We start from the raw sequence: 22,715 nt of genomic DNA, 5'->3' as shown, positions 1-22,715 counted from the left end.
GTATATCTATTATTAATGGCATTAATACTGCATGACTATGACACTTACCATCATCACACTTGTAGCTACAATAGCGCTCTTTGTGAGTGGACGTATCAGAGCCGACATTGTAGCATTGTGCGCTCTGGTCTTTCTTCTGATAGCAGGAGTGCTGACACCGTCCGAGGCATTGGCGGGCTTCTCCAATTCTGTTGTCATTATGATGGCGGCACTCTTCGTCGTGGGAGGCGCCATCCTTCAGACGGGCATTGCCAAGGTGGCGAGCCAGAGGATTGTCCGCATGGCGCATGGCAACGAAACAGCCATGTTCCTGCTGGTAATCATTGTCACGGCTGTCATAGGAGCCTTCGTCAGCAACACGGGGACCGTAGCCCTGATGATGCCAATAGCGGTATCGATGGCTGCCCAGGCAGGAAAGAGTCCGTCGAGAATGCTCATGCCAATGGCGTTTGCCAGCAGCATGGGAGGAATGCTGACACTCATCGGAACACCGCCCAACCTTGTTATAGACGAGACCCTTCGGGAGCATGGATATGAGGGACTGTCGTTCTTCTCGTTCCTGCCGGTGGGAGCATTGTGCCTTGTTGTGGGCATAATTGTCATGATGCCATTGAGCAGAATGCTCATCAGAAAACATTCCGCACGTCAGACAAGCAAGGGGAAAACCATTGACGACCTTGTGGCAGAGTATAATCTGACTGCCGAAGTGACCGCATTCAAGGTGGAGGCAAGGAGCTGCATCGTTGGAAAGAGCATGGCGCAGCTCGACATGAGGGCACGCTTTGGCATCAGCGTCATAGAGATACGCAACGAGACAAAGCGGAACAGAGGACTGCTGCGAACGGTTACGCAATCGATGCCGCGTCAGAACACTGTCATATATGCAGGCGACATACTATATCTCCAAGGCCCGGAAGACAGCATTGCCAATTTTGCTAAAGAGGCTTCATTGAAGAAGATGGACTCCTCAAGATTCGGCTTCTACGACATAGGGGTTGCCGAGATTGTCGTCATGCCACAGTCGAGGCTTGTCGGACAAATGCTCAAGCAGTCGAGGTTTCGTGAGCAGTATTGCCTGAATGTTCTGGGCGTAAAGCGCAACAACGACTATATCACAAGCCAGCTGCCAGACATGAGGCTGAAGGCAGGCGACATACTGCTGGTGCAGGGACAATGGGAAAATATCGCCAAAATAGACAAGGAGGAGGATGACTGGGTACTACTCGGACAACCGAGGGAAATGGCAGAAAGCGTAACCCTCGACTATAAGGCTCCGCTTGCTGCAATCATAATGTTTGCCATGGTGGCGGCCATGGTCTTCGACTTCATACCCGTTGCTCCAGTCACTGCCGTCATGGCAGCCGGACTGCTGATGGTGGTGTGCGGATGCTTCCGTAGCGTCGATGCCGCATACAAGACCATCAACTGGGAAAGCCTTGTGCTGATAGCTGCCATGATGCCAATGGCGACAGCCCTTGAGAAGACTGGCACGTCAGCGGCAGTAAGTCATGCGCTTGTCGGGATGCTTGGCGGAATAGGTCCTATGGCTTTGCTGTGCGGTATATATTTCACCACCTCGCTCCTTACCATGTTCATAAGCAATACCGCCACCGCTGTCCTTATGGCACCCATTGCCATGAGTGCCGCTACGGAGGTGGGAGCAAGTCCGATGGCCTTCCTCTTTGCCGTCACTCTCGGTGCAAGCATGTGTTTCGCCTCACCATTCTCTACCCCGCCCAACGCTCTCGTAATGCACGCCGGAAACTATTCGTTTGGTGACTATATAAAAGTTGGATTGCCGTTGCAGATTATCATGGGGGTTGTAATGACGCTTGCGTTGCCGTTGCTCTTCCCCTTCTGATACCGCAGGCTGTGGAATCTCTTTATGAGCAAGCAAGTACGTAGTCAACCTTAGCCAGGTGAACAAAACTGATAATTGCTGTTGCGTAAAAACCAACATTTGCTGTTTGAAACAAAGGATTAACGTTTCTAAATATCATCTCTTTGTGAACAGCAATTGTCAGCCATTGGACGGCAATTCTCAAAAAAAGGTCATCCGACATTTCGAGTGATTACCATTTATAGCAGTGTGCTCTGTATTTGTTGCCTTCATTGCCGATAAGGTTATCAATCTTGTCTGTGGCGTATTCATATTGGCGGTTCATGCTATATCTCGAGTGACAATATATTGTTGCGTGGTCGATGCGTATATATATCATTGCCGATAAGGTTAATAACCTTAAGGCCGTAAGGTTATTAACCTTTCAGCCGTAAGGTTATTAACCTTATCAGGGATGCAAACGTATTCATCTCCTATGGCAAACGGTTTCACCCACTTCATTTAATAATATACTTCAGGAATAATATATTATTATGCGTCACTCCATATTTCTGATGAACCTGATTTTTTGCACATCAAATTGGACACACCCATCTAATGGATTGCCTTTCCGGCCTGATGACTAACGGGTTTCTTTTAGCCAAAGACCATGAAGGTTGCAGTATTCGCGGGCCATGACAGCCTCTTCTGTTGTCATAAACACCGCCTCGGGCTCGCTGCCGGGACGAAGCTCACGGCGGAACACGGACGATGGCGTTAGCAGCTCTATCCATTGTATGAAATGCTCTTCGGTCATGGGGTGCCCGATGGTTCCTACCGTTACCTTGTATCCTCCCTCAATTTTCTCTATCACAGGGACGTGCTTCTCCTGTGATGCGTCGGTGGTGTTGCCATCGATGCGTCTCATAGGCTTGCCGCAGCATACCAGTGTGCCGGCACCGTTGTTCAATACCTCTACCAGATTGCCGCAGATGGGGCAATGGTACAATTCTCTTTTCTCTGTCATGATATACTCCTTTCTTTATATCAGCACATGTCTCAGTGATGGCCTGTGCTGCTGTTGCTATTGCAAAGATAGCCTTTTATTTGTCAAGGCCTTTATTTCGAAACTTTATTTATGTGTGTTTAACCACCTTTGTCAAAGAGGCTTATAATAAAGCAGCGTGTGTTAACATTTGTTGGTATTGTGTAGCTGCACGATTTGGCACTTTCTGAAAAATGTTCGGCTCAAACATTTTTTTTTCAAATAAGTCGTTGAAGATGTATTTTTTTTGTATCTTTGCAAAAGATAGTCTTAAAAATCTTATTAATAAAATAGAATAATGGGAAACAATGTAGAACTTATTGCCCAGTGTGAGGCAAAAGCACAAGCATGGCTCTCTCCGGCTTTTGACGAGGAGACTCGAAACGCAGTACAGGCAATGCTCGACAACGAGGACAAGACCGCCCTTATCGATGCTTTCTATCAGAACCTGGAGTTTGGAACTGGTGGATTGCGTGGCATCATGGGCGTGGGTACCAACCGTATGAACAAGTACATCGTTGGCATGGCCACACAAGGCTTTGCAAACTATTTGCTCAAGGCATTCCCTGGCAAGAACGATATTTCCGTAGTTGTAGGCCACGACTGCCGTAACAATGGACGTATGTTTGCCGAGACCGTTGCTGATATCTTCTCAGCCAACGGAATAAAGGTTTATCTCTTCGAGGGACTCCGTCCAACACCAGAGATTTCGTTTGCCATCCGTCAGCTCCATTGTCAGGCTGGCGTAAATGTAACTGCAAGCCACAATCCGCGTGAGTACAATGGCTACAAGGCTTACTGGGAAGATGGCGCACAGGTGCTTGCTCCGCATGACAAGGGTATCATTGACGAGGTTAACAAGGTGACAATAGATGACGTGAAGTTCGAGGGCAACAAGGACATCATAGAGATTATCGGTGGTGAGATGGACTATGACTATCTCTGCGCCGTGAAGGAGGCTATGGTTGACCAGGATGTCATCAACAGGCAGAAAGACCTCAACATCGTTTACTCGCCGATGCACGGAACGGGCCGTGTGATAGTTCCTCTGTGCCTGCGCTCATGGGGCTTCCAGAACATTCATGTGGTGCCAGAGCAGATGGTAGTAGATGGTGACTTCCCGACAGTAGTGTCTCCAAACCCAGAGAATGCTGAGGCCATGACTCTCGGCATGAAGCTTGGCACAAGGCTCAATGCAGACCTCGTTATAGCCTCCGACCCGGATGCCGACCGTCTGGCCATTGTATGCCGTGACGACAAGGGCGAGTGGATTATCATCAATGGCAACCAGACCTGCATGATGCTCTCTTACTATATCATCGAGAACTCAAAGAAGCTCGGCAAGCTCAATCCTTCCGACTTCATGGTGAAGACTATCGTTACCACAGAGGTCATAGCAGAGATTGCAAAGCGAAACAACGTAGAGCTGCGCGACTGCTATACAGGTTTCAAGTGGATTGCACGCGAGATTGCCATCAGCGAGGGCAAACAGAAATATATTGGTGGTGGCGAGGAGTCGTTCGGCTATCTGCCATACGACAAGGTTCGTGACAAGGACGCTCCAGCGTCTATCTGCCTTATCTGCGAGATTGCTGCCTGGGCAAAGGACAATGGACGCACTCTCTACGACCTGCTCATGGACATCTACAAGGAATACGGCTTCTCAAAGGAGTTTACTGTGAATGTAGTGAAACCGGGAAAGACCGGCGCCGATGAGATTAAGCAGATGATGGCTGACTTCCGTGCCAATCCTCCAAAGGAGCTTGGCGGCTCGGAGATTACGCTGTGGAAGGACTACCAGAGCCTTGAGGCTACTGACGAGAACGGCAACGTGACCAAGATAGACATGCCGACAACGAGCAACGTGCTGCAGTGGTTCTGCAACGACGGTACAAAGGTAAGTGTGCGTCCTTCCGGTACTGAGCCGAAGATCAAGTTCTACATCGAGGTCAAGGACAACACTATGAAGTGTGCCGGATGCTATGAGCGTTGCTGCAAGGCTGCCGAAGAGAAGATTGAGGCTATTAAGAAATCACTTTCACTTTAGGCGGGTATTTTATGCAACCCACTAAATAAATAATGGGTAAGCAAGTCTCTTGAGACTCCATGCTGTGGTGTCTCAGCGGGCTTGTTTACCTTTTTGTAATAATAAACTACTATATGAAACTATATCATATTGCACTACTCTCAATGTTGGCCATGGCATCACATGCCCAGCAACGTACAACGGTAGACATCAGGTCATGGCAGTTCTCACGTGACAGCGTGGAATGGCAGAGTGTGAGAATACCACACGACTGGGCTATAGCCGGACCATTCGACAAGAAATGGGACTTGCAGAATGTCGCCATTGAGCAGAATGGAGAGAAACAGAAAACAGAGAAGTCAGGACGCTCGGGCGCGCTGCCATGGATTGGCGAGGGCTACTATCGCACTACTGTATCGATAGACAAAGTACCGGAACATGCACTGTTGTGCTTCGATGGCGCTATGGCTGAGCCCAGGGTGATGGTGAACGGACGCTATGCGGGATATTGGCCATACGGCTACAACACCTTCAGGCTTGATGTCACCAATCTGTTGCGCAAGGGCGAGAACACAATAGATGTCCACCTTCAGAATGTTGAGGAGAGCAGCCGATGGTATCCTGGAGCAGGACTCTTCCGTCCTGTACAGCTTATTATGACTGGCAGTGAGAACATCGATTCTTGGGAGTCGTTTGCGCGTACGGTATCGCTGTCGAAGAATGAGGCTGTCATAGATTTCCTGACAAGAGTGGCGGGAGCAGGCAAGAAGGGGCTGGCCGTGGAGGTATCGCTTGTAAATCCGAAAGGCTATGTGGAGATTGCAGGACATGCCGACGTGCCAGAGGATGGCAATGTCGGACTGACCCTGTCCCTGAAGAAACCGCAGGCATGGTCGCCAGAGAATCCGTTCCTCTACGACCTTGTAACACGCCTGTACCGTGGGAACAAGGTTGTTGACGAGACACGCTCGAAGTTTGGCGTGCGCACGGTCAGTGTGAGCAAGGAACATGGATTTCAGCTCAATGGCGTAACACGCAAGATTAAGGGTGTGTGCCTGCACCATGACTTGGGTCCCCTGGGCTCTGCTGTCAACAAGGCTGCACTCATAAGGCAGATCAGGCTTATGAAGGAAATGGGTGCCGACGCCATACGTACATCACACAACATGCCGAGCCAGATGCAGATGGATGTCTGCGACTCTATGGGCATCATGGTGATGGCAGAGAGCTTCGACATGTGGGTATATCCCAAATGCAAGAATGGCTATGCGCGCTTCTTCAAGGAATGGAGCGACAAGGATATGGAGAATTTGGTCAAGGCACATCGCAACCATCCGTCTATAGTCATGTGGAGTATCGGCAACGAGATACCTGAGCAAGGAATGAAGGGTGGAGTAGAGATGGCAAGACGACTGCAGGATATATGCCATAGGCTTGACCCGTCGAGGCCGGTCACACAGGGATGTGACAGGATAGACAATGCCTTGAAGACAGGATTTCTTCAGGCCATGGATGTCCCAGGCTTCAACTATAGGGTTCATAAATACAAGCCAGCCATAGGACAACTGCCACAGGGATTCCTTCTTGGCTCAGAGACGGCCTCGACAGTCAGCTCACGCGGAGTATACAAGTTCCCAGTCACCTGGGGAGTGACAAAAGCCGATAAGGATGGACAGGTTACGGCATACGACACGGAATGGTGCTCATGGAGCAATCTGCCCGAGGAGGATTTCCTGGCCATGGATGACTACGACTATACCATAGGACAGTTCGTATGGACTGGCATTGACTATCTTGGAGAGCCTACTCCATATGACGAGTATTGGCCAAGCCGTAGCAGCTACTTTGGCATCTGCGACCTTGCAGGATTGCCAAAAGACCGCTATTATCTCTATCGCTCACAATGGAATACCAACAGCCATACCTTACACCTGTTGCCACACTGGACATGGCCTGGTCGTGAAGGAAAGGTGACGCCGGTGTTCTGCTATACAGATGCTCCTGAGGCTGAGCTGTTCGTAAACGGCAAGTCGCAGGGAAGGATTAAGAAGCAGCATGCAACAATGGCTGACAAGCCTGAGCAGCGTGCAAGGCGATACAGACTGATGTGGAATGATGTAAAGTATGAGCCGGGCGAGTTGCGTGTCGTAGCCTATGGCAACGACGGCAAGCAGGTTGGAGAGAAAGTTGTCAGAACAGCTGGCAAGGCTGCTGAGATAGCATTGTCTGCAGACCGCGAGTGGATTAGTGCTGATGGCGAGGACTTGGTCTATGTAACCGTTAGCCTGCTCGACAAGGACGGCAATGAGATTCCTACAGCAAGTGACCAGATGGAAGTCAGCGTGGAGGGAGCAGCGGCATTCCGTGGAGTGTGCAATGGTGACGCCACATCGCTGGAGGTGTTCACATCACCAACCATGCGGCTGTTCAACGGCAAGCTTGTTGTTACATTACAGGCTTTGGACAAGAAGGGAAAGGCCAAGCTTACAGTAACGGACAAGACAAATACAAAAATCGCTCCAAAGTCATTCGAGATAGAAGTAAGATAACCACATGCCGGTCAGTTTCATGCCATAGCCTGTTGCTAATATAGAGCAGGCTATGGCATAGTTTTTTGAATAACAGATGATGATGACAGATGAGTTTTTCATGAGGCGTTGCCTGCAATTGGCCGCCAACGGCTTGCAGAATGCGAAGCCTAATCCTATGGTTGGAGCTGTGATAGTACACAATGGACGTATCATTGGTGAGGGCTATCATGTGCGATGCGGACAGGCTCACGCGGAAGTTAACGCCTTTGCGTCAGTAGCCAAGGCCGATGAGCATTTGCTTTCAGAGTCGACCATTTATGTCAGTCTTGAGCCGTGCTCGCATTATGGCAAGACACCGCCTTGCGCAGACCTTATCATTGCGAAAGGAGTAAGACGCGTGGTCGTAGGTACTATTGACCCTTTCGCAAAAGTGAAGGGCAGGGGAATAGACAAGCTGCGTGATGCAGGAATAGACGTTACGGTAGGAGTGCTGGAGAAGGAATGTCAATGGCTGAACAGGCGATTCTTTGTCTATAACCTTAAGCACAGACCATATATAATGCTGAAATGGTGTCAGACGGAGAATGGGTTTCTCGATGACGGCTTCAAGCCTTGCCGCTTGTCCTCGCCGTTCACGACGATGCTTGTCCATAAGCTCAGGGCAGAGACTGATGCCATACTGGTTGGCCGTGTGACGGAAGAGCGTGACAAGCCTTTGCTTAACGTAAGGGAATGGAGCGGACGTAATCCCATGAAGATAGTTGTTGACAGCGGCAGGCCTTGTTTTGAGGACATGGACTTCTCAAGCCCGGTTTTGCCGCAACTGATGAATGAGCTTTACAACAGGCAGGTACAGTCATTGCTTGTAGAGGGAGGGGCAAAGACCCTGCAGTCGTTCATCGATGCAGGCCTGTGGGATGAGATACGGATAGAGACGGCACCAGTGAAAGTGGTAGAAGGCACAAAGGCTCCAGCATTGCCTGCCGAAGCCTTAGTCCTGTATTCTGCATGCTACGATGGCCGTAGGATAGTTCAATATGTGCCTGATGGTCAAACGTTGAAGTAGGCTTCCAGCTCCTGTTCGGCGCAACCGCCTTCGTTTGACAGGTCTTTTATGATTTTTCCTTGTTCGAGCAACGCAATCCTGCTGCTTATTTCTATTGTGTGCTGCAGGTTGTGGCTCGAAACAAGTATTGTTGCTCCAGTCTGTTTGTTGTATTCTACGAGCACCTTCTTCAGAATGTTCTGGCTGCTTGGGTCGAGAAAGTTGAATGGCTCATCAAGAATGAGCAGCGACGGATTGTTTATCAGGGCTGATATGATGCCAATTTTCTGCTTGTTGCCGGCACTATAGTCCCTGATAAGTTTTTTCTGCCCCAGTATCTCGTCAGCCATCAATGGCAGCAGGCCGTCGAGTCGTTCCTGCAGCGTTTCCTGTGTTATGTCATTGACTTTGGCTATGAAGGCAAAATATTCCTCGGGGGTAAGAAAGTCTATGAGGAAGCTGTCATCGATGAATGCTCCCGTTGTTGTTTTCCAGTTCTCGTCCTCGGCAGGATTGATGTCGCCAATAGTGACCATGCCGCTGTCTGCTTTCAGAAGGTCGAGTATCAGGCGGAAAAGAGTAGTCTTTCCAGCTCCGTTGTTGCCAACAAGACCAAGAATCTCACCTTTGTTTATATTGAATTGCTCAATATCCACTACGGTTCTGTCTCCGAAGCTCTTCTTAAGATTGTTTATGCTGATGTTCATAATGACAGTTTTCTAAATAAATTGTTGTTGTGATATCAGTATTATGCGCAACGGCCCCATCCCCAAATGTTGTTGCGGGGATGGGGCCGTAATGCAGTTATAATCCTCTGCCGTGGCAGTTCTTGAATTTCTTTCCTGAACCGCATGGACACGGGTCGTTAGGTCTCGGCATCTTGTCCTTAATGATTGGTTGCGGACGGCGCTGCACAGGCTCCCTTGTGTCGTGTGAGGCCGCTTTACGCTGAGCCTCCGCGCTCTCGTCAAGGTTCTGCTTGGTCTCAACATATTGCTGCTGTGCTTTACGCTCGGGCTGTGCCTCCTGTACGTTTTCCTGTTGCATCTCAGGAATTTGTCCCCTCATAAGTACGCTTGCCGTGCGGTTGTTCATGTCGTTAATCATGTCATCCCACAGCTTGGCACTCTCAAGTTTGAAAATGAGCAACGGATCTTTCTGCTCGTAAGAAGCATTCTGCACACTGTGTCTCAGCTCGTCAAGCTGACGGAGGTTCTCCTTCCAGTTGTCATCGATGATATGCAGTAGCACACTCTTCTCAAACTCCTTGACGATGTTGCGAGCCTCATGCTCGTAAGCCTCCTTGAGGTTGCATCTTACCTGTACGATATGACGTCCGTCGGTGAGTGGAACCATGATGAACTCATACTGGTCACCCTGAGCCTCATAAACATTCTTTATTACGGGGTAGGCAACAGCCTGGATGCGGTCGGTCTTGCGCTTGAATGCTGCCATGGCAGCTTGGAAAGCCCTTTCCTCAAGCTCGCCCTTGGGAGTATTGATGAATTCGTTCTCGCTGAAAGGTACTTCCATGGCGAGCACTTTGAGGAATTCCTCCTTAGCACCCTCGAAGTCGTTGCGCTCTATGATGGCTACGCACCTGTCCCAGATAATGTTGGTAATATCCATGCCGATGCGCTCGCCCATAAGAGCATGGCGTCTCTTCTCGTAGATGACGGTACGCTGCTTGTTCATAACATCATCATACTCAAGCAGATGCTTACGTATACCGAAGTTGTTCTCCTCAACCTTCTTCTGTGCTCTCTCGATGCTCTTGGATATCATAGGACTCTCAATGCGCTCTCCTTCCTCGAAGCCAAGGCGGTCCATAACCTTCGCTATACGCTCGGAGGCAAACAGACGCATGAGCTTGTCCTCAAGAGATACATAGAAGACGGACGAGCCCGGGTCGCCCTGACGTCCTGCACGTCCACGGAGCTGACGGTCAACACGGCGGCTCTCATGACGCTCTGTACCGATGATGGCAAGACCGCCAGCAGCCTTAACCTCGGGACTGAGCTTGATATCGGTACCACGGCCAGCCATGTTGGTGGCAATGGTCACGGCGCCAAGCAGCCGCTCTTCTTCTGTCACGCTTGAGCCTGAAGTCTTTGATGTAGACATGGCCTCTGCCTGTGAGCTGTATACCTTGTCGCCAACTTTCCATACCTTGCCCATTACGCTCTGTCCGGCCTCGGCAACAATCTGTGCCTCCTGCTGGTGCAGCTTGGCGTTGAGTACGTTGTGGGGAATCTTGCGCATGTTGAGCATCTTGCTCAGCAACTCGGATATTTCCACGCTGGTGGTACCGACGAGTACCGGGCGGCCAAGGTTTCTCATCTCCTCAATCTCGTCGATGACGGCCCTGTACTTCTCGCGTGCGGTCTTGTATACGCGGTCATCCATATCGTTACGAGCGATGGGGCGGTTTGTCGGAATCTCAACAACATCCAGCTTGTAGATATCCCAGAACTCTCCAGCCTCTGTGCTTGCCGTACCGGTCATACCCGCCAGCTTGTGATACATGCGGAAATAGTTCTGGAGAGTGATGGTGGCGAAGGTCTGTGTGGCGGCCTCTATGCGCACGTGCTCCTTGGCCTCGATAGCCTGATGCAGTCCGTCGCTCCAGCGGCGGCCTTCCATGATACGTCCAGTCTGCTCGTCAACAATCTTCACCTCGCCGTCCATGACAACATACTCGTCGTCCTTGTTGAACATAGTGTATGCCTTGAGGAGCTGTTGCAGCGTGTGCACGCGCTCACTCTGTACGCCATAGTATGCCAGCAGCTCATCCTTCTTGTCGATACGCTGCTCGTCTGTCAGTCCGGCCTCGTTCTCAAGAGCCGAGAGCTGGCTTGTTATATCGGGCAACACGAAAAGGTCCTTGTCGTTAACCTGTCGGGCGAGCCATTCTGTACCCTTGTCGGTAAGGTCGCAAGATTTCAGTTTCTCGTCAACGACAAAGTACAGTGGCTCAACAGCCTCAGGCATCCTGCGGTTGTTGTTCTCCATGTAAATCTCCTCAGTCTTGAGCATACCAGCCTTGATACCCTCTTCAGAGAGATATTTGATGAGAGGCTTGTTCTTGGGCAAGCACTTGTACGAACGGTACAAGGCGAGGAAGCCCTCGTCGAGTAGCTTCTGGTCGTTGGCCTTCTGTCCCTCGCCGATTTTCTGCTTTGCTACGGCAAGAAACTCCGTAGCCAGTTTGCGCTGTACGTCATACAGACGCTCTACGAGTGGCTGATACTGCTCGAACATCTGGTCATCGCCCTTAGGGATAGGACCAGAGATGATGAGCGGAGTACGTGCGTCGTCAATAAGCACGGAGTCGACCTCATCGACAATGGCATAGTTGTGGCGGCGCTGTACGAGGTCGGCGGGTGACATGGCCATGTTGTCGCGCAGGTAGTCGAAACCAAACTCGTTGTTTGTACCGAATGTGATGTCGGCCTGATAAGCCTTGCGGCGGTCTGCTGAGTTGGGACGATGCTTGTCTATACAGTCTACGGAAAGACCGTTGAACATGTAGAGTGGTCCCATCCACTCAGAATCACGCTTGGCAAGATAGTCGTTGACGGTAACGACATGAACACCATTGCCTGTGAGGGCATTCAGGAATACGGGGAGTGTGGCTACGAGGGTCTTTCCCTCACCAGTTGCCATCTCGGCGATTTTTCCCTGATGCAGTACTATACCGCCGAAGAGTTGCACGTCGTAGTGTATCATGTCCCACTTGAGGTCATTGCCTCCGGCTGTCCAGTGGTTGTGGTATATGGCCTTGTCTCCGTCAATTGTTACAAAGTCGTTCTTCGGGTTTGCTGCCAGCTCACGGTCGAAGTCGGTTGCCGTAACTACAGTTTCCTCGTTCTCGGCAAATCGTCTTGCAGTGTCCTTGACGATACAGAACGCTGTTGGCATAACCTCATCAAGAGCCTGCTCGTAAATCTCGAGCACCTCTTTGTCGAGCTTGTCGATCTGGTTGAATATCTCCTCCCTTTCATCGATAGGGGTGTCTTCGATAGTTGCCTTGAGTTTTTCTATCTGGGCTTTCTGCTCCTTTGCAGAATCCTGCACATAAGCCTGTATCTCCTTAGTCTTGGCTCTCAGCTCGTCGTTGCTCAGTTTCTGAATATCGGGATAAACAGCCTTGACTTTCTCTACCAGAGGCTGGATCAGTTTCATGTCCCGGCTTGATTTGTCGCCGAACAATGACTTTAATAATTTGTTGAAGTTCATTATTGTGATATTGTTATTGTTTTCTATTGTCTTATAGGGTGCAAAATTAATAATAATAATCCGTAAAACGCACTCTTTTCCAAATAATTTGTCAAATGAGTGTGTCGCATCTCTGCTTTTCCTGTTGCCTCCAAATAAGCGTAATCAGAAAAGCGGAGCTGCCGAACAGGCGTTGGGAGCCCTTATCCTAATGCTTTTGGCTATGGTGGGAGCTATCCTGTCCACCGTAACCTGTGTTGTTATGCGTTGCGGTTTTGTTCCTGCTCCATAAATAATGATAGGGAAGGGAACAAATCCGGAGCGGCTTGTGAATGTCTCTTGAGTGTCTTCGTTGAGCAGCCTCCATCCCGGTGTCACCTCGATGGTTATATCGCCATTGAGGTTAGGGTTGAAGCCGTTTCTTATCTTTAGAATGTCATTATTGCCGGCAAGAAGTCTCTCGCTGGTATATACATCGCTTATTCCAGAGCTGAGCACGAGAAACTCCTGTGAACGGTTGAGCACTTCCGATATGCTTACCCTTTTCTGCTCTATGAGTTTGTGGTTCAGATATATCTGATTTCGGAAGCAAGCCTCGGCATACATTCCCTGGCCATATATGGCGCTAAGGTACATGTTGAGAAGGTTGGCCGTGCGGTTGATATAGAAGGTACCTGTGGGAATGCGGTATTTTTCCAGATTGGCAACTGTTTCCGTGGCATATCCTGTACTTGTTATGACGAAGAGAGCATTCTCCTTGCCAATTTCCTTCTCTATGCCTTCGATGAGTTTTTCGAGCGTCTTGTCCAATCTCATGTACACGCTCTCCATCTCCGTCTTCCAGTCTGTTACGGCCGTGCCATCGGGTTGGGTTGCGGCAAGGGTGATGTTTATCATGTCTGATGTATCATCCTTGCCCATTGCTGTAGACTTTATCACCTGAAGAGACATGTCGACAATGGCATCATTGGTCGCAGTTTTGTCCTTGATGCTTTGGGTTGATATGGAGGTGTACGCCTTGAACCATGCAGGCGGTGTAGCACCATAGTATGTCGATGTTCTCCATTTGCCTGTTTTCCCGTCTATCCATATAGCTGCATCGGCGGCATGGCCTGCTGAGAGAATGGCAGTCTCGGGGTCGGCTGCAACAGAGTAGACTATGGCTGTGCCGTTGCTGCTTATCTTCATCTCATCGCCAACGGTTGACGTGGCAAGCTTGGCTGGCGAGAGATAGTGCTTGCTATCTTCAATGCAGAATACTGGTCTGAGCGTCGAGCGGTCGAGCCACTTGCTGGCCACTATTCCATGATAGTAAGGTGTTGTGCCTGTTGACAATGTAGCGGCGGCAGAAGCCTTGTCGACAGGCGCATACGGATAGCTTGCTGCATCGTAGACTATGCTCTCTGCAAACAGCTTGCGCAGTCCGCCCTGACAGTAGAGTGGGGAGAACGCCTCGATATAGTCGGTACGTAGCTGGTCTATTGTGATGTTGACGACAAGTCTTGGTGCAAGCTGGAATGCCTGCATCTCTGTAGCGGTCAGCGCCGCAATTATTATGGCTATATAGCGGTTCATGTTTACTGCTTTTTATTTCGCATCAATATCACGGTATTCCTTATCAGCAAAGATAATGCCAAAATCAGAACACCCTCAGCATAGTGTTGCACGAGGCCTGCTGCTATGCCGAGTGCCAGGCATGCTGTTTGTCCTTTGTGCCACCAGTGTATCTTACCCTTTCTCTCCAACTTTATCATGGGGTAAAGGGCAATGAGCGATATTGGGTTTAGGATGAGAATCTGAAAGTTGAGGCTCACAGTTGGATGTTGTGAGAATATCATCAGGAACAATACCACGCCTGCCAGTCCTGTTGCTACGAGTGTTGCAGCATCAAGTATCCAGAAGGTCTTGCGCCTCCTCGCCTCGTAGATGGTTACACCTATTATAATAATAGCTATCAGGCAGGCACACATCCTTGGAGTTATGGCTTGGAAGCCGTCTGCTGTTTGAGGTCTTATTCCGGCGGCCATATCACGTGATATGATGTATCGTTCTTCCCGGACCATCTTGCGTGTCTCTCCGTTGCTGTCGGTAATGGTTGCTTCCGAGAAGTCCCGCATAAGGTTCTCCGGCAGGAACTGCTGTTCGGAACGGTCAGTCTTCAGATCGGCCTTTACTCCCAGCACCAGGTCGTTGCCGAATGATGACCATCTGTGGTCTGCAGTCTTGCTGTGACACATGTCTCTGAAGCTTGGAGCATCCCATGTCTCGGGAGCATATCCGACCTTGCCGGATATGTTCTCTGTCAGAATGTCACGGGCCCTTGTCGTGCAGTTGTTATAGAAACAGTTATATCTGTATGTTGCATTCTCAGGCTTGCTGTTCTCGTCAATTGCTGCAATAATAGCTTTTTTCTCTTCCTGCCTAAGGTTCAGCACCTGCTCGTATACCCATCGCCCCTCGTATGTGTACTCGTCAACGAAATTGCTGAATGATGTTATGCCAATCATATAGTCTGTCAGTCCGAGGATGAACCTTGCAACGAAAAAGTTTTGCCTGAACGAGAACATTCCGTAGTTGACGACTATGTCGGCATGTCTTGTCGTGTCGCAGATCCGAATGGCCGTATGCCCATATAGGGTGTAGACTTCTTCACCAGGACCACATGTGAGCAGCGAGATGGTTATCCCGTCGTATTCATTGGCTTCAAGGCTGTCAGCCGGAGCTGTCTTGGCAGCTTGTGCCATTGTGCAGACAAGTAGGCAAACTATGCCTAAAATACATTTAAAACCTTTCACGATGCAAAAATAACTTATATTTCTGACTTAACGTGCGTTTATATCGAATTTTTTCAATACTTTTGCAATCAAATTTGAAAATGCGAACAAATTATATTCATCAAATGAGAAAATTTCTGTGTTTCGCCACCTTGCTTTCGGTAGCTCTGACTTCTTTTGCTCAGAGTGGCACCAATTCGCCATATAGCCAATATGGACTGGGGCAATTGTCCGAGCAGTCTGGTGGTTTCAACCGTGGAATGAACGGACTTGCACTTGGCTTTCATGAGCATAATCAGGTCAATCATCTCAATCCTGCATCATATTCGGAAATAGATAGCCTTACATTCATTTTTGATGTCGGTATGTCTGGGCAGGTAACCAATTTCAAGGAAGGTGGCAAGAAGCTGAATGCCAACAATGCGGATTTTGAGTATGCTGTTGCCGCATTCCGTGCCTTCAGGCATCTGGGTGTGAGCTTTGGTATTCTTCCATATACTAATGTCGGTTACAACTACTCGCAGACGGTTGAGCTTAATGATGGCAACAAGACTGTAGCCACCAATACCTACTCCGGTACGGGAGGCATTCACCTCGTGTATCTTGGTGCAGGCTGGCAGCCTTTGCGTGGTCTCTCCATTGGCGCAAATGTCGGTTATCTTTGGGGAGGATATACACGTACTGTTGTCAACAGTTATAGCGACAGCTATGCCAACTCACTTGTCAAACGCTATACGGCCGACGTGCGAAACTACAAGTTGGACTTTGGCTTGCAGTATACTGCCAAGCTGTCGAAGAAAGATGAACTGACCATTGGACTGAGCTATTCGCTTGGTCATGAGATTGGTGGCGAGCCATTGCTCGAAATAGTATCGCAGAATACCCAGACTGGTGTTGCCGATACTACCTCCAGTGCCAACTCGGGCAATAAGTTGCAGCTTGAGATACCCCACTCTTATGGCGTAGGCTTTATGTATAACCATAATAATAAGGTGAAGGTGGGCGTGGACTATAACCTCCAGCAATGGTCAAAGGTGAAGCATCCCGTTTCTGTAGGCGGCGATGGTGCAGTACTTTATCAGATGGCTGAGGGAATGTTCAACGACCGTCATAAGATTACCCTTGGAACAGAGATTTGTCCTGGAGCAGAGAGCCGCTCCTTCATCAAGCGCATCCGCTATAGGGCTGGTGTCTCCTATACCTCGCCTTATTTGAAGATTGGCAACCAGGACGGACCAAAGGAGTTTAGTGCAAGCGTGGGATTTGGTATTCCTATTATGAATGCATACAATAGCCGCTCCATTCTGAACATCAGCGGAAAGTGGGTAAATCTCAAGGCTGGACAGTTCATTACAGAGAATACTTTCATGCTGAATATCGGACTGACGTTCAACGAGCGCTGGTTCGCAAAGTGGAAGGTTGAGTAGCCCATGCGACGTGTTGTCTATCTCCTCGGGCATGTTGTTTTCATGTGCCAGTTGTTTTCCTTGCTTTCCTCATGCGAGGACCGTAAGGAGCATATAGCCGCAGCCATTCTTGACCGCGACTCTGTTGCCATGATGACCAGCTACGGGGTGAACACGCTTATCTCGGACTCTGGTGTCATAAAGTACCGTATCGTAACAGAGAGATGGGAGGTAAACCAGGCACGCAACCCCTCAAGATGGATATTTGACAAAGGATTGTTCCTTGAGCAGTTCGATGAGAAATTCCATGTGGAGTCGTACATACAATGTGATACAGCATATTATTTCGACCAGATGAAGCTGTGGGAGCTGCGCTCACGCGTCAGAATACTCACCAAGTCGGGAATGCGGTTTAGCAGCGAGAAGCTCTACTGGGACGAGCGCCGTCATGAACTTTATTCAGACGTGTACTCACATCTTGTCACTCCGGAGCGGGAGTTGCAGGGAAGCTATTTCCGCAGTAATGAGAGCATGACGAAATATTATGTGACAAATTCCAAGGGTGCCTTCGAGAAGCAGGACATAGACGGATCGGCCAACGATACCGATAGTGCCAAGCAAGCTAAGGATTCTTTGCAGAAGGAGATGAGAAGCCCGCACATGCCGCACAGCACGAGAGGGCTTGCTAATTAATGAGAGCAACAGAGCGTGCTGACGTTTGTCTGCTATAACAAAATAGATTATAATAACCCCAATAGCAAATGGAGTCATCAATCAACTTACCGTTAGTTCTATACATATTTCTCACCATGGCGTTGTCAGCCTTTTTCTCGGGTATGGAGATAGCGTTCGTGTCGAGCAACCGCATGCTTGCCGAGATGGACAAGGAACGCAACGCCAGCACACAGCGGTTCCTGACATTTTTCTACAAACATCCCAATGGCTTTGTCTCTACCATGCTGGTCGGCAACAATATCGTTCTCGTCATCTATGGTATACTCATTGCCCGTCTGTTTGACAACACTATTTTCATAGGTATGGACCCGGCCTTTACCGTTCCTGCCGACACCATACTCTCTACGCTTATAGTACTGTTTACAGGCGAGTTCCTGCCGAAGACACTATTCAAGAGCAATCCCAACAGACTTCTTGCATTGTTTGCCCCTTTGGCTTATCTGTTCTACGTTGTCCTGTGGCCAATAAGCAAGTTCTCAACACTCATATCTAAGTGGCTTCTGCGTATTTTTGGCATGCAGTCGGAGAAGGAGTCTGGCGATGACGAGGGCTTTACTAAAGTAGACCTCGACTATCTCTTGCAGACCAGTATAGAGAATGCGCGCAGTGAGGAGGATATAGATGACGAGGTGAAGATTTTTCAGAATGCACTTGAGTTTACAGATACAAAGGTACGCGACTGTATGATACCGCGAACAGAGATAAAGGCTGTTGACATGGAGACATGTACATTGCAGCAGCTTGAACAAATGTTCATCGAGAGCGGCAACTCAAAGATAATTGTATACCAGGACGATATCGACCATGTAGTAGGCTACATTCATAGCTCCGAGATGTTCCGCTCACCGGAAAGCTGGAAGGAGAAAATCATCTCCGTGCCTTTTGTACCAGAGACTATGGCTGCACAAAAGCTGATGCGTCTTTTTATGCAACAGAAGAAGAGTTTGGCCGTAGTAGTTGACGAGTTTGGCGGAACCAGCGGAATTGTTGCGCTTGAGGACATTGTCGAGGAGATATTCGGAGATATCGAGGACGAGCATGACAGTTCCAAGTATGTGGCTCAGAAGACCGAAAACGGGGAGTATATACTCTCTGCCCGTCTTGAGATTGACAAGGTCAACGAGATGTTTGGTCTTGAACTTCCAGAAAGTGATGATTATATGACTATTGGCGGACTCATCCTCCACTATTACGAGAGTTTCCCCAAGCTCAACGAGGTTGTAACCATAGGCAAGATGGAATTCAAGATATTAAGAAATACAATGACCAAAATCGAACTTGTTAAGCTTAAAATGCTCAAATGAGGCCTTTTGTGGGCTTAAAATATGTGGCTAAAATCATTTTTCGAACGAAATATTCCCTCGTTTGATAATTATTTTGTATTTTTGTGCCAATTTTGTGAATAAAGAATAAAACAAAACAATAAAAACAACAAAAAGTAATGGCAGCATTAGGAAAAATCAGAAGCAAGGGACTTGTCCTCATCTGTATTATCGGATTGGGTCTCTTTGCGTTCATTGCCGAAGAGCTGGTACGTTCTTGCGAGTCATCTCGCAATGACCAGAGACAGCAGATAGGCGAAGTGTTAGGAGAGAAAATCAACATGATGGATTTCTCTAAGCTTGTAGATGAAGTTACTGAGGCTATGAAGCTTCAGGGACAGGACAACCTCAACGAGGCTCAACTCTCGCAGCTCCGCGACGGAGTTTGGCAGACCATGGTTCAGTACAAGGTCGTTGCTAACGAGTGTGAGGCTCTGGGACTTACCGTTACCGACGAGGAAGTTCAGAACATACTCAAGCAGGGTACCAATCAGATGCTTATCTCCACTCCTTTCGTTAACAGGCAGACAGGTCGTTTCGACGTAAACACTCTGCAGCAGTTCCTCGCTCAGTACAAGCAGGCTAAGACAGCTAACCCACAGGCTGCTCAGCAGATGGAAACTGTTTACAAGTATTGGACATACATCGAGAAGACCCTCCGTCAGCAGACCCTTATCCAGAAGTACCAGTCACTTCTCGCTCATTGCCTCCTCTCTAATCCTGTTGAGGCAAAGATGGCTTTCAAGGATGCTACCGAGGAGTCGAAGGTAGAGGTTGCTGCATTCCCATACTCCGACATTCAGGACGACAAGGTACAGGTTGCCGAGTCTGACCTCAAGGCAAAGTATGGTGAGTTGAAGGAGCGTTTCTCACAGTATGTTGAGAGCCGTGACATCAAGTTCATTGACATTCAGGTAAAGGCTTCTGCTGCTGACCGTGCAGCTCTGAAGAAGGACTTCGATAATTATCAGAAGGAGCTCGCTGAGGCTGAGAACCCCGGTGATGTTGTTCGCAAGAGCACATCTTCCGTTCCTTATCTCGGCATTCCTCTCACCAAGGAGGCTTATCCTTCAGACATCGCAGCCCGTCTCGACTCTATGGCTGTTGGTCAGGTTTCCGCACCCGTTGAGAATACTTTTGACAACACTCTCAATATTATCCGTCTTATTGCCAAGCAGCAGCTTCCCGACTCTGTACAGTATCGCATGATTCAGGTTGGTGGCAATACTGTTGAGGAGGCGCATAAGCGCGCAGACTCTATCTACACAGCCCTCAAGGGGGGTGCAGACTTCGCTGTTGTAGCAAAGAACTATGGACAGACAGGCGAACAGGTATGGATGACATCACGCCAGTATCAGTCTGCTCCTTCCATGGACAAGGATACACGTAACTACATTGAGAGCCTTAACACCATGGCTCCTAACGAGATTAAGAATATTGAGCTTGCTCAGGGCAACCTTATCCTTCAGGTCACTGACCGTAGGGCTATGGTTACCAAGTATCAGGCAGCTGTTATCAAGCGTGTCATCGACTTCTCTAAGGACACTTATCGTACGGCATACAACAAGTTCAGCTCTTTTGTAAGTGCTAACTCTACTATTGCCGATATCGACAAGAACGCAGCAAAGAGCGGCTATAAGTTCCTTGAGATGAAGGATGTTACCTCTACACAGCATGGTATTGCCAATATCCGTGCCACACGTGATGCACTCAAGTGGCTCTTCGAGGAGGCTAAGGAGGGTGAAGTATCACCTATGTACGAATGTGGCGACAACGATCACCTGCTGCTCGTAGCCTGCACAAAGGTTCATCCTGTAGGCTACCGTGACCTTTCAGATGCTCAGGTAAAGGAAATCGTTAAGGCTGAGGTTCTTCGCGACAAGAAGGCTGAGCAGATTGAGGCTAAGCTTGCAGGCGTAAACTCAATAGCTGCTGCTAAGGCAAAGGGTGCAAAGGTTCAGACCATCGAGCAGGTGACATTCGCTGCTCCTGTATTTGTTCAGACAACAGGTGCCAGTGAGCCGGTCCTCAGCGGAGCCGTTGCAGCAACAGCCAAGGGCAAGTTTGTATCTGCCCCTGTCAAGGGTAATGCCGGTGTATACCTGTTCCAGGTTACTGACAAGAAGCAGAACGCAAGCAAGTTTGACGTTAAGGAGCAGGAGGCTCGTCTGCGTCAGAAGGCTATGCAGTATGCAAGCAACTTCATGAGCGAGCTTGTCATCAAGGCAAACATTGTTGACAACCGCTATCTGTTCTTCTAAGATACACATTATTATATATATATTATAGAAAGTCAGGAAGCTTTGCCTTCCTGACTTTTTTTTACTCCATATCTCACGATATATTTTGGCTCGTATCATAAAATTCTGTATATTTGCACAAAGAACCACAAGTATGGGCTCTGTGGAAAAACATGGGAAAGGATTACTAAACGAAGGCGCCTTTTCCACACAAACATTTGCGTTGGCGGATGCAATGCTTTGCGTTGGCGGTTGCAATGCTTTGCGTTGGCGGTTGCAATGCTTTGCGTTGGCGGTTGCAATGCTTTGCGTTGGCGGTTGCAATGCTTTGCGTTGGCAGATGCAATGCTTTGCGTTGGCAGATGCAATGCTTTGCGTTGGCGGTTGCAATGCTTGGTGTGAGTTTTTCTGATTTTATTTGTATCTTGCCATGTCTTGTTACGATTTATACTTGCTTTGAATTGCAACACTGAGATAAGTGAAAAATCTGACATGACAAAATCCTGGGGCGCTCGGCTTTGCCGCTTGCCATGAGCAAGAGATTTTTGTTGCTCAGGAACTTATAACAAAGCTAAAATCAAAGTGTTGCGGAATTTAGGATAAGGATTAAAGTATTGTCTTTGGCGAAATGCCTTCCTTGTGCGTTTTGCGGTATTGCTGAGGCGTGATGCCAGAATATTTCTTGAAGATCTTGTTGAAATACGAGCAGTCGTTATATCCCAATGACATTGCCACACTTTTTATGGAATCCTCGCTTGTTATCAGCAGTAGTTCGGCAGCCTCCATCTTCTTTTTCGTGATATAGGCATTAGGCGTTTCGCCAGTTTCTTTTCTGAATATTCTGATGAAATGGTCTTTCGACATGCACGCAAACTTGGCAAGTTGGTCAATGTCATGGTTTTCATACAGTTTGCTGCGTATGTGTGATATGATTGACCTTATCCTGTCATCGTGGGTTTCCACCTTCGGTGTTGCCATCTTGAGGAATCTCGACAGCAGTATGAATAGTATTCCGCGTGATTCCACCTTGTCGTGGAATGGTCGTCGCATATTCATGTCGATGTTGTTTACAAGCGTCTTGTGGTTATCATATATCTCAGGATTTGACATTGGCAGTTTCAGGAACGGATTGATATATGTGAGTCTCTTGAACAATTCAATGTCGTATTCTGCGGCATCCGCCTCCACCGGGAAGTCCCAGTTGTCGAGCATGCTTTCTGCCTCAAGGTTGTTCTCATAGATATGAATATAATAATGTGAGAACAGGGAGTCGCAAATATAACTGTGGGTGGTGAATGCGGGAATATAATACAGATGTCCAGGCGTGAGGTCGTATATACCCGAGGGCAGTGCAATCTGCGCCCTGCCTTCCACCACAAGGTATAGACGTGAGAAGGGGCTTCGCACGTTTTTCCAGTTCCAGTCGCCATCGTGTCGGGCGAATCCCACGTTTAGTGTATATATGTGGAGCTTGTCAATTGAGTAATTCATGCTGCAAAGATAATAATTATGAGCTTTATTAAACTATAGAATATCGTTTTTTTACCATATTAC

14 protein-coding genes are annotated in these 22,715 nt (G+C 48.6%); 8 read left to right on the top strand and 6 right to left on the bottom strand.

Annotation, left to right across the window (positions count from 1 at the left end):
* Positions 1 to 37: 37 nt before the first annotated feature.
* Positions 38 to 1,861, top strand: a complete 1,824-nt coding sequence (locus tag CIL02_RS09565) for an SLC13 family permease (protein ID WP_094401201.1) — start codon at positions 38 to 40, stop codon at positions 1,859 to 1,861.
* Positions 1,862 to 2,462: 601 nt separating this feature from the next.
* On the opposite strand, the gene CIL02_RS09555 is transcribed toward CIL02_RS09565, so the two are convergent.
* Positions 2,463 to 2,846 carry a desulfoferrodoxin gene (locus CIL02_RS09555; protein ID WP_094401197.1) on the bottom strand — a complete coding sequence of 128 codons (384 nt, stop codon included), beginning with the start codon at positions 2,844 to 2,846 and terminating at the stop codon, positions 2,463 to 2,465.
* Positions 2,847 to 3,162: 316 nt separating this feature from the next.
* Between CIL02_RS09555 and CIL02_RS09550 the strand changes: the two genes are divergently transcribed.
* The 3 genes from CIL02_RS09550 (at position 3,163) to ribD (ending at position 8,487) form a co-directional block, all read left to right on the top strand.
* Positions 3,163 to 4,911, top strand: coding sequence for a phospho-sugar mutase (locus tag CIL02_RS09550; RefSeq protein WP_094401195.1), 1,749 nt, complete (start codon positions 3,163 to 3,165; stop codon positions 4,909 to 4,911).
* A 113-nt stretch (positions 4,912 to 5,024) separates the two neighbouring features.
* Positions 5,025 to 7,439, top strand: coding sequence for a glycoside hydrolase family 2 TIM barrel-domain containing protein (locus CIL02_RS09545; protein WP_094401217.1), 2,415 nt, complete (start codon positions 5,025 to 5,027; stop codon positions 7,437 to 7,439).
* 79 nt (positions 7,440 to 7,518) lie between these two features.
* The gene (ribD, locus tag CIL02_RS09540) at positions 7,519 to 8,487 is read left to right on the top strand and encodes a bifunctional diaminohydroxyphosphoribosylaminopyrimidine deaminase/5-amino-6-(5-phosphoribosylamino)uracil reductase RibD (RefSeq protein ID WP_094401215.1); all 969 of its coding nucleotides are present in this window, start codon (positions 7,519 to 7,521) and stop codon (positions 8,485 to 8,487) included.
* Here ribD and CIL02_RS09535 read toward each other — a convergent pair.
* The 4 genes from CIL02_RS09535 to CIL02_RS09520 form a co-directional block, all read right to left on the bottom strand.
* Positions 8,472 to 9,173 carry an ABC transporter ATP-binding protein gene (locus CIL02_RS09535; RefSeq protein ID WP_094401193.1) on the bottom strand — a complete coding sequence of 234 codons (702 nt, stop codon included), beginning with the start codon at positions 9,171 to 9,173 and terminating at the stop codon, positions 8,472 to 8,474. The genes ribD and CIL02_RS09535 overlap by 16 nt on opposite strands.
* A gap of 97 nt (positions 9,174 to 9,270) precedes the next feature.
* Positions 9,271 to 12,705, bottom strand: a complete 3,435-nt coding sequence (locus CIL02_RS09530; RefSeq protein ID WP_094401191.1) for a preprotein translocase subunit SecA — start codon at positions 12,703 to 12,705, stop codon at positions 9,271 to 9,273.
* A gap of 144 nt (positions 12,706 to 12,849) precedes the next feature.
* Complete coding sequence (locus CIL02_RS09525) at positions 12,850 to 14,259, bottom strand: alkaline phosphatase family protein (RefSeq protein WP_094401189.1); 1,410 nt, start codon at positions 14,257 to 14,259, stop codon at positions 12,850 to 12,852.
* A gap of 2 nt (positions 14,260 to 14,261) precedes the next feature.
* Positions 14,262 to 15,428, bottom strand: coding sequence for a DUF4105 domain-containing protein (locus CIL02_RS09520; protein WP_094401187.1), 1,167 nt, complete (start codon positions 15,426 to 15,428; stop codon positions 14,262 to 14,264).
* A 155-nt stretch (positions 15,429 to 15,583) separates the two neighbouring features.
* Between CIL02_RS09520 and CIL02_RS09515 the strand changes: the two genes are divergently transcribed.
* From CIL02_RS09515 to CIL02_RS09500, 4 genes are all read left to right on the top strand, one after another.
* Entirely contained in the window at positions 15,584 to 16,885 is a 1,302-nt protein-coding gene (locus tag CIL02_RS09515; protein ID WP_094401185.1) for a hypothetical protein, read from the top strand.
* Between the two features lie 42 nt (positions 16,886 to 16,927).
* Complete coding sequence (locus tag CIL02_RS09510; RefSeq protein WP_094401183.1) at positions 16,928 to 17,557, top strand: LPS export ABC transporter periplasmic protein LptC; 630 nt, start codon at positions 16,928 to 16,930, stop codon at positions 17,555 to 17,557.
* A gap of 68 nt (positions 17,558 to 17,625) precedes the next feature.
* Positions 17,626 to 18,903 (top strand): hemolysin family protein, encoded by a 1,278-nt coding sequence (locus CIL02_RS09505; protein WP_094401181.1) that lies wholly within the window; start codon positions 17,626 to 17,628, stop codon positions 18,901 to 18,903.
* A gap of 137 nt (positions 18,904 to 19,040) precedes the next feature.
* The gene (locus CIL02_RS09500) at positions 19,041 to 21,182 is read left to right on the top strand and encodes a peptidylprolyl isomerase (RefSeq protein ID WP_094401179.1); all 2,142 of its coding nucleotides are present in this window, start codon (positions 19,041 to 19,043) and stop codon (positions 21,180 to 21,182) included.
* Between the two features lie 585 nt (positions 21,183 to 21,767).
* Here the strand turns inward: CIL02_RS09500 and CIL02_RS09490 are convergent.
* Entirely contained in the window at positions 21,768 to 22,652 is an 885-nt protein-coding gene (locus tag CIL02_RS09490; protein WP_094401175.1) for an AraC family transcriptional regulator, read from the bottom strand.
* Positions 22,653 to 22,715: the final 63 nt, after the last annotated feature.

Origin of the sequence: Prevotella sp. P3-122 (genome assembly GCF_002251365.1) — a bacterium.
In the GTDB taxonomy this organism is placed as follows: Bacteria; Bacteroidota; Bacteroidia; order Bacteroidales; family Bacteroidaceae; genus Prevotella.
This window is presented reverse-complemented; position numbering and strand designations above follow the sequence as displayed.